Here is a 19455-nt window from a genome sequence, read left to right as displayed (position 1 = left end):
AACAAATCATCCGCATTGATATAGAATTCCCGTACCTTATCTCAGATGAACCCAATCACAATGACTGAAGTCTTAAGCACGAATTTCCGCAAGCTGCGTGTTTATAAAAGGCGGGCTTTAAAATTTGATTTCATCGCCGCCATTGTGGTCTTTTTAGTCGCTATCCCCTTATGCCTTGGGATTGCTCTGGCGTCTGGTGCCCCGCTTTTCTCAGGGATTTTAAGTGGTATTATTGGCGGCGTGGTTGTCGGCAGTTTAAGCGGCTCTCAGGTCAGTGTCAGCGGCCCAGCTGCTGGTATGGCTGCCGTAGTTCTCGCGGCCATCGCGCAACTTGGTGATTTCAATACGTTCCTATTAGCCTTAGCGTTAGCTGGGATATTACAAATCATCGTTGGCAGCTTCCGGGCTGGTTTCATCGCCGATTATATTCCCTCTAACGTCATCCAAGGTTTATTATGCGCCATTGGTATTCTTCTTATTATTAAACAATTACCTCTTGCATTCACGCTTTCTTCTGATCTGGCTGAACTAAAAATGCACTTGCTGGAAACAACAGAAGGATTAACGCTAAAACCCTTATATGAATTATCTTTTCATATCAATAGCGGGGCCATGCTGATTTCATTGTTCTCCTTTGCCATTTTAATTTTCTTCAGTAAAACAAAAATAACCTGGCTTAAAGTCATTCCAGGCCCTATTGTTGTGGTTATCGTCGGCATTATCCTGAATGAATTGTTTATTTTAAGCGATTCATATCTGGCACAACATTCTCCACAATTAGTCAATATTCCAGAAAACGATGGATTTTCTGATTTTCTATCACAATTGCAATCCCCAACATGGTCAGCTTGGAGCAACCCCAAAGTTTACCTGTATGCTTTTATCCTGGCAGTCGTTGCCTCTCTGGAAAGTTTGCTCAATGTCAAAGCAGGAGAGAAACTGGATCGTAAACGTCGCTATTGTTCCAAAGATAGAGAACTGTTCGCCCAAGGATTCGGCAATTTGATCGCGGGACTCACTGGAGGAATTCCAGTCACCTCCGTTATTGTTCGTACTTCAGTCAATATTCAAGCGGGATCAAAAACCAAGGCCTCTGCCGTTTTACATGGTTTCTTTATTTTATTTGCCGTCATGTTGATTCCTCAGGCTTTAAATAAAATTCCTTTATCTTCACTGGCCGCCATCCTGATTTACACAGGTTACAAACTTACAAGCCCGGCCATTTATTTAAATATTTTTCGCCAGGGTTTGGATCGATTTATTCCCTTTATTGCTACCGTCACCAGCATCGTCGTCTTTAACCTGCTTGCCGGCATTCTCATAGGGTTGCTGGTCAGTCTTTTTTATATTCTCAAATCCAATAGCCAGGTGCGCTTAGACATCATCAAGGAATTTTATCCCAATGGCGTGACTAATCGTTTGATATTGCCGCAACAAACCACTTTTTTGAACAAAGCGTCATTAGTGGCTGAACTTGATTCGATCCCCAGAAATTCTCAATTGATTATTGATGCCCGATATTCTGATTATATCGATAAAGAAATCGTTGAATTTCTTAAGGAATTTAAAAATGAACAAGCGCCTCACAAACAAATCTCTTTAAATTTGATTGGCTTTAAAGACCATTACGCCATCCATAATTACATCGATTTTATTAATGTCACCACCTATGATGTGCAATCAATGCTTGAACCATCGCAAGTGTTGAATATCTTGAAAGAAGGAAATCAACGTTTTCTTCACGATAATCGCATTCATCGCAGCATAAAAACAGACATCAGATATACAGCAACCACCCAACACCCTATTGCCGTGGTACTGGGTTGCATCGACTCCAGAGTTCCTGTTGAAACTATTTTTGATATGAGTTTTGGTGATTTGTTTTGTGTGCGCGTAGCAGGAAACGTTGTTAATGACGATGTGCTGGCTAGTATGGAGTATGCCTGTCATGTAGTGGGTGCGAAACTTATTGTCGTATTAGGACACACACGTTGTGGAGCCATCCAGGCCGCCTGTGATAATGTTGAGCAGGGACATATTACGCAATTGCTCGCTAAAATTAAGCCTGCCATCACCGCTGAAACTCAGACCACATCCAATCGTACCAGCAACAACAGCGATTTTGTTCATCATGTCACGGAATTAAATATTGCCAATACATTGCAGCATATTTACCAAGAAAGCAAACGCTTAAGTTCCATGATAGATCAGGAAGAAATTGGCATGGTTGGTGCAATCTATGATGTTAATACCGGTGAAGTAACCTTTAAAGACTTCTCAACGGAAGTGGCTCATTTTGATAAGAAACATAGCGACAAGCTCACGGAAAAATTACATAAATTAATTCATGAAGCAAACTCTGGACATTAGGAGTCAACATGCGTGCATCACAATGGTTCTATGCCACTCTTAAAGAAACACCAAACGATGCAGAGATTGTCTCGCATCAACTGATGCTAAGAGCCGGAATGATCAGAAAACTTGGTTCTGGTCTTTACACCTGGTTGCCACTGGGATTAAGGGTTTTACGCAAAATTGAACAGATTGTCCGTGAAGAAATGAATCGTTCACATGCCCTCGAAGTGCTTATGCCTGCCGTGCAACCCGCCGAACTTTGGCAAGAAACCGGTCGCTGGGATTCTTTTGGTGGCCAACTTCTAACCATGCAAGACAGCAATGGGCGTGATTATTGTTTTGGACCTACCCATGAAGAAGTGATCACCGATCTCATGCGCCATGAATTGCATTCATATAAGCAGCTTCCTGTCAATTTTTATCAGATACAAACCAAATTTCGCGATGAAATCAGGCCAAGATTTGGCGTGATGCGTGCCCGTGAATTTATCATGAAAGACGCTTATTCTTTTCATCTAAGCCAGGAGTGCTTACAACGTACCTACAACACTATGTATCAGACTTATTGTCGAATATTTGACCGTATTGGGCTTAAGTACCGCGCGGTAGAAGCCGATACTGGAGCCATTGGGGGTTCAGCTTCTCACGAATTTCAAGTATTGGCTGACTCCGGTGAAGATTTAATTTTTTACAGTGACGGCAGTGATTATGCAGCCAATGTTGAACAGGCAGTCTCTCTCGTTCCTCCCAAAGCAACGGCTTTACCACAAGAATTGATGACCTTGGTTGATACCCCTGGACAAAAAACCATCGCTGATGTGGTTAATTTTTTACACATTAAACCCGAACAAACCGTTAAAACCTTAATTGTTGAAGGCCGGGAACAACCCTTGATTGCCCTCGTTCTACGAGGAGATGATGAGTTAAATGAAATCAAGGCAGCCAAGCATCCCTTAGTCAAATCCCCTGTGTCTTTTGCTGATGACGAGAAAATCATCAATACTCTGGGTGCATCGATTGGCTCGCTTGGGCCGGTTCATTTAGATATTCCAGTCATTGTGGACCACCAGGCACTGGCTATGACCGCATTTGTCTGCGGCGCTAATCAGACTGACAAGCACTATATTCATGTGGCTTGGGGTAGAGATGCAACCTATCATGAAGCTTATGATTTACGCAACGTCAAGGAGGGCGATCCTAGTCCGGATGGCAAAGGAAACTTACACGCCTGTCGAGGCATCGAAGTTGGTCACGTGTTCCAATTGGGCGACAAATATGCACGCACCATGAATGCAACCGTCCTTAATGAAGAGAGCCAGTTGCAAATCATGTTCATGGGTTGCTATGGATTAGGAATCTCTCGTGTTGTTGCAGCAGCCATTGAGCAGCATCATGATGACCGCGGCATCATCTGGCCACAAGCCATCGCTCCATTTCAGCTTGCCATTATTCCCATCAATGGCCATCGGTCGCATTCAGTGAAAGATAAAGCCGAAGCACTCTATCAAGAATGTCAATCCTATGGTATTGATGTCTTACTGGATGACCGCAATGAACGCCCTGGCGTATTATTTGCGGACAACGATTTAATCGGTATTCCTCATCGCTTCGTGGTCAGTGAACGTAATCTGGAGCAAGCGCTGATAGAATATAAGGCACGCAATCAGGATAAATCTTCTCTTATCCCGCTCATTGAATTGGATGCGTTCATTAAAACTTTATTTTCTTCATAAAATCACCATGCTATTTGCAGCCTGGATAGGAGCAACACATTATTTTCGAATTAATATTAAGTTAATAATTACCTTCTATACTGATTGATTAGAAATTATCGTAATAGTAGGGTGTGTCATCACTCCCTAGGTATTGTTGAACCGACAGGGGAAACCATGAGCGCGTTTACTGATGCACTTAGTCAACTTAAAGCAGACATTGAGGCTATAGCAGGAAAAAAATTTGTTTATGATACAAAAAAACTAAGCGCCAGTGATGCAAACCAGGTTTTTGCTGCCCAAAGATTATTACCAGAATCCTTGCGTACCGGTGCCACAGGTTTTGTGCCTCCTACCCGATCCGATTATTCCGATAATGTCTTACAAGCCATATGGAATATCGCCGACCTTACCACTCAAATAGCAGAAGGTCATACTTCCTTGGCACGTCAGCTCATGTCATTTAGAAAATCCTTCGGATATTTGGATAAAAAAACCTGGGTACCCAAGATCATTGATGATAAAACCTACCAGGCAGGATTAGCCATGCAGCGCTTTCTAGCCCTTGCTGTTCCTGATCCGGAAGCTAGAGAGAAAGGATTAACCGACCTTCTGCAGGGTCTGCAACAGGAATTAGATAAACGTCTGTTAGTTTATGTAACCCATACGCCTGAATCCATTGACAAAACCGTCGATTACCTTCAACACGAAGAAGAACGTCAGCAACAGGCAAGAGAACAAACCGCAGCATGGAAAGCGCAGCATGACGACTTGCAACAGCTCATTGGTGAGGAATCTATTCAACGTCTGTTACGCCCGGGTAAAGAACTTTTGGCATCAGGCTCCGATGACATAACAGCAATCGATGCCATGATTGCAGACCGAGAACACGTGCTTGCCCAAATTAGAGAACGAGCCACTCAATTTCTCCAATTTAATAGGCGATGGAAAGAGAACATAGACCGCCATTTTCCCAATATCATTTCCGACTATCATCGCTTATTAGCAAATCCTGGGACAACGACCATCGGCGATATCACAACTGCCTGGAAACATTTATTCAACACTGGCACCCATATTGAGCAAAATGCCACAAAACAAGCATTGGAACACTTGCATAACGAAGGAGTTACAGCATGTGATCATGAAGTACCACGCATTGTTGAATTGTTTGAAACCCAGATGGCCCAACTCCTAGAAGTCCGAAAACTTGCTGTTTATAAACAACAATTAAAAGAAGCAACCGCCGTAAAAGAAATTACCACGCCAGATTTTATTACTGGTGAGGGGAGCACACTGGCTTATGTCATTTCTTTATCCAGTGCGGAAGACGAGCTTACGCGCTTAACAGAAAACAGTGAGAGTTATACCGCATTAATTGCGGGTTTAAAACACTATAGTGCTCAACTCATGGAGCAGCAACGCGCCTTGGAGGAACGGGATGATCAACTGGATTCAACCTTATCCCCGCCAGCTCCTTACGCTGCCAAAGAAACCTTCCGAACGGCATTGGAAAAAACGCACGTCACCTTACTCGAAGAAATCACTAGAATAAGAACTCAGCGAGACCGCATTCAGCAATTGATTACCACTGCCACACAAGAACACCAACCTATTGAAGAGGCACGGGCAAAACAAACCCGCGAAGGCCGCGAGCAATTACTGCATGCTGCAGAAGAAAAAGAAGAAGAAACCCTTAAGATTGCTCAAGCCTCCGAAGCAAAAAAAGCAGAAAAACAAGCTACATTCGCCAGCATGATAGAGCCTGAAGGCATTGAAGAAGCCTTGGAGCAATTACGCCATCATGAAGCAGCTCGCCGAGAAGCGCTTAGAATGGCCGATGAATCCCTAGCAAGATTTGCACAAGCCATTGAAAATCGTTCCAGTCTGTATATTCCTGCCCAAGAGGTACCAAAAGAAGACTTAAAACGATACCTTGAATGCAATGAAGCGATAGGACAGTTCATCGATGAACTATATAAACGCGAACAACAGGCCGGTGCTTGGTATGGCATCAATACCACTTATGTATTCGATTTATTTCAACATCACACCTCCATTGTTTATAGTGATTTTGATGCTGATATGGAGGACATACTGTATTACATTCAGGCCAAACGCGCACAAATTGCTGCCGAACTGGCAGTAGACATCACTCAACCACCGTCTGGCACATCGCCATCGCAAAGTCTTTCCGAAGTGAATCTTTATAAACTGCAGCAGCGCTATCAGGAAATTATTGAACCACGCAAAGTTCGAGAGAGACAAAAACAAGAATTAGCACATTTAGAAGTACAAACACAGCTAGATAATTTCGCACACGAGCATGCCGTCCTGGAACACCGCATGCTTAAGCTGGAATTTAAATTGAATGAGGCTCAAATGCAGGCTAATGGATTGCCTTCTCTGTTGACTGAACTGGATAGTCTATCACCTGATAAGGCATTAGCTCATATTCGCCGCCATGAAACCATGATTTCACAACTGCAAAACCTGCTTACCATATCAACCTTTAAGGATAGATCATGCGAAGAACAGGTGCGTCAAATTGCCAGAAGGTTGACTGCCCAGAATACAGCATGGCAAACATTTAATGAAGGCATTCCAGACTCAGAAACCCTATTAGCAGAACAAGCCGAACAAAAAGAAACCTTGGCCGGACAATTACAGCAGTTAAACGAACAAAACGACCGATTATCCCAACAATACGATGAGTTAAGTCAGCTTGTAGCAACTATAATCCGTAAAAAAGAAAGCTTGCAATTACAGCAATTGACGCAAATCGCACATGCCATGCATGCTTTGGCAAGCCGGACGGATGACTCCGCGTCTTTAGCGACCCCAGATAAAATAAAACTACACAAAGCCATTCAAAAACAATTAGCTGCCCTTAATGCTTCTCCCCTACTTGCAGAAGCATCCGGCAGCAAAAAGCGGGCTATCGCAGACCAACTTGAGATCATTGATGGATTAAAACCCCGTCTCTCATCTGCTGCAAGGACATTACGACAAGCGACTGGTGTTTATGATGATGAAGAGATAGAAACAGTAAGTAGCGTGCGCCATGATCGTTTAACCGCGTTGAAAACCAGATTCTTTGGCTCGCATGACACCCAGTTGGGTGGAATATTCGGCGATTATCTTAAGGAGCGAGCCAGTACTTTTTCCTGGCGTGATTTCTTCAGCAGAGCCGCTGCACTGGTTCTCGGATGTTTCAGTTATCAGACGGAAGCGGAAAAACGTCAAGTCTACCTTCACGAGTTAAAAAGTGCTGTCATTAAGTATCAAACAAATCCAGCCACCTACGGCGATTTATCTTCGGTAATTCAGAAAGGCTTGCAGCATTTCAAACCTCGCGCCAAATCAGGTCCTGACTATCGAAAATCCCTGCACGCCAAACTCAACACGTTTAACCAAGAATTAACTGAGGCTCTTACAGCAAAATCACCCGAAGTAGAAGCACCTCGCTCAACATTCTCTTAACCATCTGACAAACGATCCAACCTATAGTTGTAGCCTGGTTACCGCAAATGCGGTAACCAGGTTGGATTCCAGAATTCAGCTAAAATACATCATATTTCCTTAAGTTTTTTCCTTTATTATAAGGTCAAGTAATAAGTAATATATTTGGAGCATGTCCCATGGCCGCTTTTAAAAAATACGTTGGAAATTACATAGAGGTTGCTTCTACGTTATTTCGAGATCTTCCAAGCCATACTCCAAATCTTATTGAAGGCTCAACAAAATCTACGTATGACCACCAAATTGCTGCAGATCTTCCAAGAACCCATTACGTCAGTTATCAATATCCAGTTGCAGAAATACAACATCGTCTGCAAGACACCTCTCATCTTTATGATGATGCGACGGAAACATTAAAAGATGAGAAAAAACCTCTCGCCTATACCCAAGGAAATTTTGATGGTCGTATATTTACCAGAGCCCGTATCAATACATTACCTGGTTATCCGGAAAATTCCTTCATAGCTCATGAGCACGCCGGAGGAATCAACAGTTATTATAATGACATTTGTTTTAGCTATATCGACGATGATGGTAGAAACTGTGCTTTTTCCATTGCTTTTTTGCGAGATGACCCTGATCCTGAGAAAAGCATAAAACGTCCTTTTTCTTTAGCCATTATCAGAAACACAACTGCAGCACCCAGTGATCGTGAGGTACTCTATCTCACCCATCCAACCTTAGTCCCCGAAACGTCTCCATGCGGTCTCGTTAAAGTAACCTTTGACCCAAACACGGCTTCATGGCCTGATTTAGACAGATTATTACAAGGAAAAAATGGCGTTGTCCTTTACAATGATCATCTCTATTACGTAAACCGGATGGATCAATCGATTACCCCCATTCCAGAACATACTGATAATCAGGAACAACTAGCCAGACTTAAAGCGTCCATAGCCAGCATGCAAGATAATCAATTTAGACTGATCGATCATGATGAGGTGGAACTCATTCAATCCGTTGCAAATTTTATTGAATTAGCCAGTCCTCGTGATCTTGGCGAGGAAATCGAAGAAGAAGGTGTTCCTGATGAAGCGTTTGCATTTCTTCGTTCAGCATCCATCAGCCAATTACTGTCTGGAATTATTGATGGTGATTCTGTTAATTATGAGCGTTTTGTTAGTTTGGCTGAACGCATTATATCAAATCATAACATTGATGATCGTGATTATCGCACCACCCTGTTGCAAAAATACATCACCTTTGCTCAAACTATTCCTCATGGTGATGATTTGGATGAGCATTTGGCTGCACTTGCCGAAGCAACACAAAATGATGTTGATTTCTTCAAACTCGATCATTTTGAACGCGCCTTAAAAACCATGTTTGCCAAAGTTAATGAACGACTTGATACCCTGGAAGATGAAGAAGCCAAAAAACGGTTCAAACTGCAAAATCAGTTGGCGCTCTACGCCATTGAACTGGAATTACAGGCTTCTATTTTGTCTGAAGAAAAACAAACAAATATAAAAGAAGCATTATTGAAACAAGCCACTGCCATTCAACGGTTAAGCGAAAACCCACCGCTGGATAAAAACTTCCCGACTCTGGTTGCTGAAACGTTGCAAGATGCACTCAAGAAACAAAAAGTAGGCCTAGCAGAGACACACCAACAAGATATTAAAAAAATCGTTACCGATAATGAACAAGAACTCATTAAGCTAGAAAAAGAAAAACCAGTTAAGCCAAACTTCTGGCAACGAAACCGTACAGCACTGCTGATAGGCGCTACGGCTTTACTGCTTGCAGTCAGTTTGGCCTTGGTTTTAACAGGCGTGCTCGCTCCCCTCGGTATTGCCCTGGCAGCCGGCAGTCTTGCCAGTGCGGCAGCCATGGGCCTTACCGCCACCGCTGGTGCCTTTACCATAGCTGCTGGCGCTAAAATAGCCTATGATGAAAAGCAATTTGCAAAACGACTTACGCTGCACGAAGAAAAGGTACAGCGGTGCAAAGACTCGTTAAATCCTAAATTAGAACGCTCTGATGCCGACCATCGACAAAAACTGCAAGCCTTTGAGGTACCCTTTCAGAGGCTATCCCAAGAGTTAGCCAGTCCATTGCATTCTCCTGCTGACCAAGTACTTCCAGTTGCGCCAATGAGAAGAGCTCGCTCGTTATCCGATGTATCTCTAGGTGCATCCAGAGAAACTTTACTTGGTGCCACTGCACCTCTGCGCCGAAGCCGTTCTCTTTCAGACGTTCGCGATGAAGATCATCTAGACTTGGGGCACACTCTCTAACAGTTGACGGGTATAGCTGTGAGATGGACGAGTAAAAATCGTCTCACAGTCTCCCCGCTCAACGGCTTTTCCTGCTCGCATGACCAGCACTTCATCGGCAAGATAAGCAACCACGCCCATATTATGAGTAATAAACAAATACGACAAACCAAACGACTGCTGCAATTCTTTCAAGAGATTAAGAATTTGCGCCTGCACGGAAATGTCCAGTGCGCTGGTGGGTTCGTCACAAATTAAAAGCTCTGGTTCCGTTGCCAATGCTCTTGCAATGCAGATTCGTTGACGTTGGCCGCCAGAAAACTGGTGCGGATAACGTTGCAGACTTTTGGTCGACAAATTCACCTGCTCTAGCAGTTGCAATTGTTTTTTATGGATTTCTGCACGGCGCAACCCCTGCGCCAACATACCTTCAGCCAGAATTTCACCAACGGTCATACGCGGATTCATGGAAGAAAATGGATCTTGAAAGATGATTTGTACTTTTTTTCTGAACGCACGTAATGCCCGACCTCGCATGTTCGCAACATTCTGGCCACGATAAACGATTTGACCGGAGGTGATTGGTTGCAATCGCAATAATGCGCGCGCGGTGGTTGTTTTGCCACAACCCGACTCACCGACCAAGGCCAGCGTTTGACCTTTACGCAAATCAAAGGATAAGCCATCCACTGCTTTATGGAGTTCTCGATGACGATTAAACCAGCCACCTCCTGAGGTAAAATAGATTGCCAAATTCTCCACCGAGAGAATAATCTCATCTGACTTCTGTTCCATTATCCACGATTGTTCTTGCTGAGATAAATCCGGTGGATAAGCATGCTCAGGATATAAATGACATCGGACAAAACGAGCAGACTGAGGCTCCTGCAATGGCGGCTCTACCGATGCACAAGGGGCAAATACATGCGCACAACGTGGATGGAAACGACATCCTGCCGGCATAGCATCAAGAACGGGAACCGCACCACCAATCGCCTGTAATTGTTGCCCGCGTTTGGCAAAGGATGGCAAGGAAACTAATAGTTGTTGTGAATAAGGATGCAAAGGCTGTTTAAAAAAATCACCAATACTGGCTGTTTCAACCACTTGCCCGGCATACATGACACAAACTCGATCGGCTATCGTTTTAACGACGCCCAGATCATGCGTGATCAAAAGCAGGCTCATTTGATGCTGTTGTTGTAATTTTTTCAACAGTTTGAGAATTTGCGCCTGAATCGTTACATCCAACGCAGTAGTTGGTTCATCAGCAATGAGGATGTCCGGATGACTTGCCAAAGCCATTGCAATCACCACACGCTGTTTTTGTCCTCCCGATAATTGATGTGGATATTGCTGTAATCGTCTTTCTGGCTGAGGTATTTCAACCTCTTCCAATAAAGCCAACATATGCTCTTTAATTTGCTTACGCGGCACTGTTTGATGTCGGTGTAACACTTCCGATAATTGTTCACCAATGCTTAAGACTGGATTTAATGCAGTCATTGGCTCTTGAAATATCATAGCCAATCGCCGCCCACGAAGACTGCGCATAAGGTATTCAGGCAAATTAAGTAAATCTTGCTCAGCCAGAACCACTTCACTTGCACGACCATACACACCATTGGGCGGTAATAAGCGCATCATACCGAGAGAAGTCAATGATTTTCCACAACCAGATTCGCCAAGCAAGGCCAGTGTTTCACCGGGATTTAACTGGAAAGACACATCATCAACGGCACTAATTACCTGCTTTTCTGTTTGAAAAGCAATGCTTAACTGTTTGACTTCGATGATATGCATAAAAAAGCCCCAGGATTTTTTGTGTTTTGCAAACAAACAACCAGTTGTTTTAACTTAAATTCTAACAAACACAAAACGAATAGCGAGCCTTATTTAAAGAACAATTGACTGAAACTTTCTATTTTCAGTCCTGATTTTTTCAAATGATGTCATGACGCAAATCAAACATATTCCTTCCTTTATTAAAGGGAGGTTAGATTTTTAAGGTCTAGACATTAAAACGAAAATGCATAACGTCCCCATCGCACACCACATATTCCTTGCCTTCGAGGCGCAGCTTACCTGCCTCTTTTGCACCTTGCTCTCCCCGGCAAGCGATAAAGTCATCATAAGCAATCACTTCCGCACGAATAAATCCTTTTTCGAAATCTGTATGAATCACTCCAGCTGCCTGCGGTGCTGTGGCTCCTCGATGAATCGTCCAGGCACGCACTTCCTTAACACCGACGGTAAAATAAGTTTGCAGACCTAATAACTCATAACCCGCACGAATCACACGGTTTAACCCAGGCTCACTTAATCCTAAATCAGCCATAAATTCCTGGCGATCTACTTCATCCAATTCAATCAATTCTGCTTCGGTGGCCGCACATAAGGCAACCACACGAGCTTTTTCATCAGCAGCCAGATTACATACCTTATCAAGCAGAGGATTATTGTCATAGCCTTGATCATCTACATTGGCAATATAAAGCACAGGCTTAGCTGTCAATAAAAATAAGCGCTGGCTAATTTGCTTTTCCTCAGCAGTCAGTTGCAACGTACGCACAGGTTTACCCGCATCCAAATGCATTTTTATTTTTTCAAAGGTTTGCTTTTCAAAAAGCGCTTCTTTATTGCCACTTTTACTGATTTTTCCAGCTTTATTTAAAGCTTTTTCTACCGTATCCATATCAGCTAAAGCCAGTTCGGTATTAATGACTTCAATGTCGCTTAATGGATCAACTTTTCCTTCCACATGAACAACATCCGTATTTTCAAAACAACGCACGACATGAGCAATGGCATCGGTTTCCCGTATATTTGCCAAAAATTGATTACCAAGCCCTTCTCCACTGGCAGCACCTTTCACCAATCCAGCAATATCAACAAACTGCATCACAGCAGGAATGGTTTGCTGCGGATGAGCAATATCACTTAATGCCTGTAAGCGCGAATCAGGAACGGTAACCACGCCAACATTAGGTTCAATGGTACAAAATGGATAATTTGCCGCTTCAATACCCGCCTTAGTTAACGCGTTGAACAAGGTTGATTTACCGACATTAGGCAAACCGACAATTCCACACTTAAATCCCATGAAAACCTCACTTAGAACCTGTCTTCAGAGTCGCCAGGCTGAGACTAAAAGCCTTGATTTTAGAGCAGCGGAGCGCAGAAAATCGCGGCTTTTAGCACTGCCTAGTTAGGCTATGGAGACAGGTTCTTAACCATTCAATACATTCATCGCTTTAGCCAAATCGCCTGCTATAATCTCTGGCATCACATCAACTCCACGCTCGATGGCATCCAGAATCAATTGACGTTCCGCCTGAGCTGGTTTCCCTAACACGTAATTTAGTACCAATTCTTTATGACCAGGATGCCCAATACCAACCCGTAAACGATGAAAATCAAAACATCCCAGCTGATTGATGATATCTTTCAACCCATTATGGCCGCCATGCCCACCACCTGTTTTCAATTTGATGCGGCCTGCAGGAAGATCCAGTTCATCATGGGCCACTAATATTTCACTGGCATGAATACGATAAAACTGACTTACGGCCCGAACAGACAAGCCGCTGTGATTCATATAGGTCAAAGGCAGTAATAGCTTGCAAGAGCTCCCATTAAATTCTAACCCGCTTAATTCACCATGCAGTTTTTTTTCAGCTTTGAACGTTAGCTTATAATATTGGGCTAACCGTTCAACAAACCAACCCCCAGCATTATGGCGTGTAGAGGCATAAGAAGCACCAGGATTTTTTAAACCGACAATTAACTTGATGGTCATGGGTAAGATTCAGGTTTAAGCTGTCTTCACTAAGCCGCACTTCATAATAAAAATCCCTCCCCTCCTCTTTACAAAGAAGGAACCACATGCCTTGAATATTCCTCCCTGTTTAAAGGGAGGTTAGGAGGGATTTCCTATCGCCGTTAATGGCACTGTACTATGAATCAATCGAAGCTCTTATCATCCACAAACTACGATGAGAAAAACAGAATTATTTATTTTATTCTGCACTTTCTTCAGCGGAACCTTCAGCAGAGCTTTCTTCTGTTTTTTCAGCGGCTGCTTCAGTAACGCCACTTTTTTGCACATGAATACTGACCACTGGATGGTCGTGATCACCTTCGCTGGGATCAACCGCTAAATGAACGCCTTTTGGCAATTTTAGATCGGATAGATGCAACACATCATTTAATTCCATATCAGACAGATCGACTTCAATGTATTCCGGCAAATCTTTAGCTTGGCAGCGAACTTCCACCTGCATCATCGTATGATTGACCATCCCACCGGCTTTAACGCCTTTGGCATTCTGCTCATTCATAAAATGCAGGGGTACTAATTTGACCAATATATCTTTGGCGCTCACTCGCTGCAAGTCCATGTGTAAAATGACTGGCTTGAAAGGGTGGCGCTGAATCGCCTTAAGAATCACTTTTTCTGCTTTGCCATCCACTTTCAATTCAAAAACGCTGGAATAAATGCTTTCAGTTTCCAATGCTTTCAGTACTTTGTTATGCAATAAATGAATTGGCTTTGGTTCTTTTTCACCACCATATAAAATGGCGGGCACTTTATTTTCAAGACGACGCAGGCGGCGGCTCGCACCTTTCCCCTTATCTGCTCTTGTTTCAGCTTCTAGAACAATTGTTGACATTGATTTAAGTCTCCATAAAAAAACCCCTCATCTTGCGACCAGATTCTCGAGGGCGAAAAAAAGCGAATTTGTTAACAAATTCACGTAGTAAAACGCGCGAAGTATACAATAATTTAAAATCAACTTGAAGTCGTAACGGTTATTTTATAAAATGTGGCACTTTTATTGAACCAGTGATAGCCAATCAGTCAAAGGCTTTGTCAACAATCACACGGCGAGTTGGAGAATTATTATGTATGCGGTAATCAAAACAGGCGGTAAACAATATCGCGTCAAAGAAGGTGATGTACTTAAAGTTGAACAATTATCGGCCGAAATTGGCAGCAACGTTGATTTTTCTGAAGTCTTGATGATAGCAGACGGTGATAATGTTACCTGTGGCGCACCTTTTATTGCAAATGCCAAGGTCAATGCTGAAATACTTGAGCATGCGCGCCACAAAAAGATTAAAATCATTAAATTTCGCCGACGCAAACATCATATGAAACAAATGGGACATCGACAGTATTACACGCAAATTAAAATTACCGGTATTAGTCAATAAACCCTTAGCGCTTATTGACTCTTTAAAGAGGATATTGCAATGGCACACAAAAAAGCAGGTGGTAGTACAAGAAACGGCCGTGACTCGAATCCCAAATATCTTGGTGTAAAACGATACGGCGGGCAGCTGGTAAATGCTGGCGAAATTCTGGTGCGCCAAAGAGGGACACAGTTCCATGCTGGTGAAGGTGTAGGGCTTGGTCGTGATCATACCCTATATGCCTTGGTTGCTGGCTTGGTTAAATTCACCACAAAAGGTGCTAAAAACCGCCGATACGTTAACATCACTCCTGTTGCTGCAGAAGGCCAACATTAAGCCAAAACATGCGATTCGTTGATGAGGCAAACATTAAGGTAGAGGCAGGTCATGGTGGCCATGGTTGCCTAAGCTTCAGACGCGAAAAATACGTCCCTCGTGGCGGGCCTGATGGGGGAGACGGTGGCGATGGAGGCAGTGTTTATCTGCAAGCAAGTCCAGATTTAAATACACTGGTTGACTTTCGTTATCAGCGTCATTTTAAAGCTGAAAATGGCCAAAGTGGCATGGGCAGCAATTGCACGGGGAAAAAAGGCAACGATTTAATCATTCAAGTGCCTGTGGGAACATTGGTACATGATGTCGAAACAGGAGAACTTATTGGTGACATTCGTCATGCTGGTGAGCGGCTTCTAGTTGCTCAGGGTGGTTTTCATGGATTGGGAAATGCTCGTTATAAAAGTAGCGTCAATCGGGCTCCTAGACAAACCTCCCCTGGCACACCCGGTGAAAGCCGTCAACTCCATCTGGAATTGCGCGTATTAGCCGATGTTGGATTACTCGGTTTACCCAATGCCGGAAAATCGACCTTGATTCGCGCAGTGTCCAGTGCAAAGCCCAAAGTAGCTGATTATCCTTTCACAACTTTGCATCCAAATCTTGGTGTTGTCCGCATTGCTTCACATAAAAGCTTTGTCATGGCTGATATTCCAGGATTAATTGAAGGTGCTGCTGAAGGCGCGGGATTAGGCCATCAATTTCTAAAGCATTTATCACGAACCTGCGTGTTATTGCACCTCATTGATGTTGCGCCTTTAGATGGCAGTGATCCTGTGCAATCGGCACAAACCATTATTCAAGAATTGACGGCTTATGATCCTGCCTTGCTTAATAAACCAAGATGGCTTGTACTGAATAAAATTGACTTGATACCAAACGATGAAATACGCCAACAAACCATCCAACGCATTCTAGAAGCACTACACTGGCAAGGTAAAGTATTTACCCTTTCAGCAATCCGCGACGAGGGCACCCAGGAATTATGCCTGGCATTAATGCAATTGATCGATGAGATGAAGCAATCGGAAACTTAACCATTCTGCCGCATAATCAACCACCAAAGCACTGCGATAAGGAATCTGATGTGTTTCGCTGCCATGCTCAATATCATTATGATATTTGATGACCAAATGACTTGTTGCTGATTGCTTTTTCGACCAATACTCCTCCAATCCACGAAGATGAAAATGCACACGGCATTTATCGTTCTCATGAAATATTATTTTAGGATAAGTGCTTGGGTGTTGAATAAGCGTTTGCAGCATTCCCCCTGTTGCATCATCAATGACAACAATGGGTTCTTCCAGCGTTTCTAGCCGTTTACGCAAGCCCTCGGAGGCTTTTTGCTCAGGAGGCGCAATAATATGCGGCGCAACAATCGGGTCAATCATTCCCTTTATTGCAGAAACCTGAGCATCACGGCACCGTACTTTAAATTCAACATAAGGCGTTTCTAAACGATATCCTGTTTCGCAATCCATATTAGCCAACGCATCATCAAGAATCTGAGCAATTTCTCCTTCTGCTACGCCAAAAAGACGCCATTTAAGCCACGATTTGCTATCGGTTTTTTTAGGTCGTAATGCAGGTAAAACATGATGATTGAACATTGCAAGACATTCCCGTGGTGGGCCAGGAAGCAGGATAAATTGTTTATTATTCCAAGAACAATGACAACCCATCGCCGTACCGTAAGGATTTGGCAACAAAATGGCTTGCGCTGGAAAAAGTGATTGTTGATGATTGCCTGGATTCATAGAAAGGTTCGCTCGTTTTAGCCGCGCCTGGATATGATTCAATGCTTCCGGACATTCAACGAGCGGCATATCCAGAAATCGCGCTAGAGCGAAACGTGTACGATCATCGGAAGTTGGGCCCAATCCACCGGTTACAATAATAGTGTCATGGCTTTGGCATAAAAATTCAAGACACGAATAAATGTCTTTCTCTTTGTCACCACAAGCAAGATGCAATCCCAGAAAAAAACCCTCCGAAGACAAACTATGGGCAATCGCATGACTGTTGGTATTCAGAGTATCGCCATCAATGATTTCATCACCCGTAGCCAGAATTGCAATATTCATCGTTCATCATACTCCTGTGCATGTTGCGACTTTAAAGGTTTAAAGCCCTTCTTAAGATTAATTGAACGAACAACATTCACATGTCGTTGATTCATGTTAAATTGAATACCCCATAACGCAATTAATGGGTCATCTCCTATAAGATATCGAACATCGACCAGCAAAAGAGGCTGCCGATGTGCTGCTATCAGATAACCATCGGTAAACCAGGAAAAGACCTTATAGTCACGAAATTGTTGTCCTGCCTCATAAATATACGATGGCAAATCTTGTTTTTTGAATGCCGGAAAGAGCGCTAGGGGGTAAATCTTACTTGAACTAAACAAAGGCGTAATCACATCGGCAATCAATAATTTATCATCGACATAGCCGGCAATTCGCCACTGAGTTGAGCTGGCTAAACCAGGAAAAGCACGCAATCTCTTATAGGCCCACTGTTGCTGATGGACATAGGCCGTTGCTACCTTAAGAGCACGATGATGTTGCCAAGAATTAAAAAACAAAAATGAACCCGCCACCATTAAACCAAGCGCCACTCCCCGTCTATTATCAAACACTATCGTCCAAACAACGCCTAACAAGAGCGGGACCGTGACAAAAGGGTCAATAATGGCAACCATATCCCAGGCAATACGCCTATCAGAAAAGGGCCAAAACAACACGGTGCCGTAGCTGGTGCAGGCGTCCAGTAAAGCATGCGTGGCATAACCAATCAATGCCGCGAACAAAGTGAGGTGCCAATGCTTGCGAAATCGTTTAAAAGGAAAGAATGCAAAGGCAGTCAGCAATCCTCCAAACGGAATAAAAAAAAGCGAGTGCGTAAACTGACGATGGTAAATAAAAAAAAGCATGGGATCGTGCGATGAACGAATGACCAGATCCAAATCTGCAATCATTCCTCCTACAGCACCCACCAGCCAGGCATTGCGCTTGTCATAGTTGTGTAATAGGACTTGTGAACAAGCGGCACCTAATGCTCCCTGTGTAATTGGATCCATTACTGTCCCTGATGCAGGGTTATTTGTGGGAAAGGCATTTCAATTTGTTCCTGATCAAAGCGGCGCTTTATCGCTTCTTGCAGTTGATTCTTTACTTGCGTTGCTTGACTCGTTTGTGTCCATACCATAAATTTTAACTCAATGGCCGAATCACCGAAATTATTAATACTCACTTGTGCTGCAGGCTCTTTTTCCACAGTCTCATGTTCATTCGCCAATTGGGTTAAAACGGATTTAACATGATCAATATCACTGCTATAAGCCACTCCAATGAGGATATCAACTCTTCGAGTATTAAAAAAGCTCATATTGGTAATGTCCGATTTCATGATTGTTTCGTTAGGTATACGGATGCGCATGTTCTCAGGAGTTTTAATTTTGGTGGATAACAAATCAATAGAGTCGACTGTGCCAATCAAGTCTTTGACCTTAATCTGATCACCAACTCTGAAAGGACGTTCAAACAATAGAAAAATTCCACTGACGAAATTAGAAGCCGCCGTTTGTGAAGCAAAGCCCAAGGCAACGGTAAATACACCCGCTGCCCCAAGAAGCACGGTCATTTTAAAACCAAGCTGTTGCAAAGCAGAAAATACAAAGAGAAGAAACAAACCATAAAAAATTAATCGTTGTGCAAGTAAGACCTGATGCCGGGAAAAGCGCTTGGACAAAGACCGATTTACGATCTTACTGACTTGTTGGGCAATAACAAACCCTAATAAAATCAGTACTAGAGCATAGAACAGATGAAACCAGCCTATCTTCGCCAACGTTTCCATTTACTTCTCTCCACCTATTTAGAAACCATGAGTTTATACAATCATCCTTTGTATAACTTATAGATTTTCCTTTAGAACCTGTCTTCAGAGTCGCTAGGCTGAGGCTAAAAGCCTTGATTTTAGAGCACCATAGCGCAGCATACATAGTAGTATGTGAGCAATGGAGCGCAGAAAATCGAGGCTTTTAGCCCTGCGTAGTTAGACTCTGAAGACAGGTTCTTAGAAATCTAAGCTATAAAAAACCCCGCTTATGC

Annotated in this window: 14 protein-coding genes; 7 read left to right on the top strand and 7 right to left on the bottom strand. The window is 43.2% G+C overall.

All coding sequences use genetic code 11. The features are described 5' to 3' along the window. The first annotated feature begins 60 nt into the window (after positions 1-60). The 4 genes from E1O52_RS01745 to E1O52_RS01730 all read left to right on the top strand — a co-directional run bounded on the left by E1O52_RS01745 (position 61) and on the right by E1O52_RS01730 (position 9829). Complete coding sequence (locus E1O52_RS01745) at positions 61-2370, top strand: bifunctional SulP family inorganic anion transporter/carbonic anhydrase (RefSeq protein WP_133126997.1); 2310 nt, start codon at positions 61-63, stop codon at positions 2368-2370. 8 nt (positions 2371-2378) lie between these two features. Beyond that, entirely contained in the window at positions 2379-4088 is a 1710-nt protein-coding gene (locus tag E1O52_RS01740) for a proline--tRNA ligase (RefSeq protein ID WP_133126996.1), read from the top strand. Between the two features lie 156 nt (positions 4089-4244). Then, positions 4245-7550 (top strand): coiled-coil domain-containing protein, encoded by a 3306-nt coding sequence (locus E1O52_RS01735; protein WP_133126995.1) that lies wholly within the window; start codon positions 4245-4247, stop codon positions 7548-7550. Between the two features lie 158 nt (positions 7551-7708). After that, positions 7709-9829: a hypothetical protein gene (locus tag E1O52_RS01730; RefSeq protein WP_133126994.1), complete on the top strand. Its 2121-nt coding sequence runs from the start codon at positions 7709-7711 to the stop codon at positions 9827-9829. Here the strand turns inward: E1O52_RS01730 and E1O52_RS01725 are convergent. From E1O52_RS01725 to E1O52_RS01710, 4 genes are all read right to left on the bottom strand, one after another. Then, positions 9806-11611, bottom strand: coding sequence for an ABC transporter ATP-binding protein (locus E1O52_RS01725; protein WP_133126993.1), 1806 nt, complete (start codon positions 11609-11611; stop codon positions 9806-9808). The two genes, E1O52_RS01730 and E1O52_RS01725, sit on opposite strands and share 24 nt — an antisense overlap. A gap of 208 nt (positions 11612-11819) precedes the next feature. Next, entirely contained in the window at positions 11820-12911 is a 1092-nt protein-coding gene (gene ychF, locus E1O52_RS01720; RefSeq protein WP_133126992.1) for a redox-regulated ATPase YchF, read from the bottom strand. A 126-nt stretch (positions 12912-13037) separates the two neighbouring features. Then, positions 13038-13607, bottom strand: a complete 570-nt coding sequence (gene pth / locus E1O52_RS01715) for an aminoacyl-tRNA hydrolase (RefSeq protein WP_133126991.1) — start codon at positions 13605-13607, stop codon at positions 13038-13040. A 220-nt stretch (positions 13608-13827) separates the two neighbouring features. Next, complete coding sequence (locus tag E1O52_RS01710; protein WP_133126990.1) at positions 13828-14481, bottom strand: 50S ribosomal protein L25/general stress protein Ctc; 654 nt, start codon at positions 14479-14481, stop codon at positions 13828-13830. 232 nt (positions 14482-14713) lie between these two features. Here E1O52_RS01710 and rplU point away from each other — a divergent pair, with 232 nt between their 5' ends. The 3 genes from rplU to cgtA are packed head-to-tail and all read left to right on the top strand — an operon-like array spanning position 14714 to position 16374. Further along, entirely contained in the window at positions 14714-15025 is a 312-nt protein-coding gene (gene rplU / locus E1O52_RS01705) for a 50S ribosomal protein L21 (RefSeq protein WP_133126989.1), read from the top strand. Positions 15026-15064: 39 nt separating this feature from the next. Next, on the top strand, positions 15065-15340 hold the full coding sequence (rpmA, locus tag E1O52_RS01700) for a 50S ribosomal protein L27 (protein WP_133126988.1): 276 nt from the start codon (positions 15065-15067) through the stop codon (positions 15338-15340). A gap of 8 nt (positions 15341-15348) precedes the next feature. Further along, positions 15349-16374, top strand: coding sequence for an Obg family GTPase CgtA (gene cgtA, locus E1O52_RS01695; RefSeq protein ID WP_133126987.1), 1026 nt, complete (start codon positions 15349-15351; stop codon positions 16372-16374). On the opposite strand, the gene E1O52_RS01690 is transcribed toward cgtA, so the two are convergent. The 3 genes from E1O52_RS01690 to E1O52_RS01680 are packed head-to-tail and all read right to left on the bottom strand — an operon-like array spanning position 16333 to position 19201. After that, complete coding sequence (locus E1O52_RS01690) at positions 16333-17424, bottom strand: competence/damage-inducible protein A (protein WP_133126986.1); 1092 nt, start codon at positions 17422-17424, stop codon at positions 16333-16335. The genes cgtA and E1O52_RS01690 overlap by 42 nt on opposite strands. Next, positions 17421-18422 (bottom strand): metal-dependent hydrolase, encoded by a 1002-nt coding sequence (locus E1O52_RS01685; RefSeq protein WP_133126985.1) that lies wholly within the window; start codon positions 18420-18422, stop codon positions 17421-17423. Before E1O52_RS01685 ends, E1O52_RS01690 begins: the two co-directional genes overlap by 4 nt. Further along, on the bottom strand, positions 18422-19201 hold the full coding sequence (locus tag E1O52_RS01680) for a mechanosensitive ion channel family protein (protein ID WP_133126984.1): 780 nt from the start codon (positions 19199-19201) through the stop codon (positions 18422-18424). Before E1O52_RS01680 ends, E1O52_RS01685 begins: the two co-directional genes overlap by 1 nt. Between the last annotated feature and the right edge of the window lie 254 nt (positions 19202-19455).

It is taken from the genome of Legionella nagasakiensis (assembly GCF_900639915.1).
Lineage (GTDB): Bacteria > Pseudomonadota > Gammaproteobacteria > Legionellales > Legionellaceae > Legionella_A > Legionella_A nagasakiensis.
Note: the sequence above shows the minus strand (reverse complement) of the source record. Positions and strands in the feature narration are given on the sequence as shown.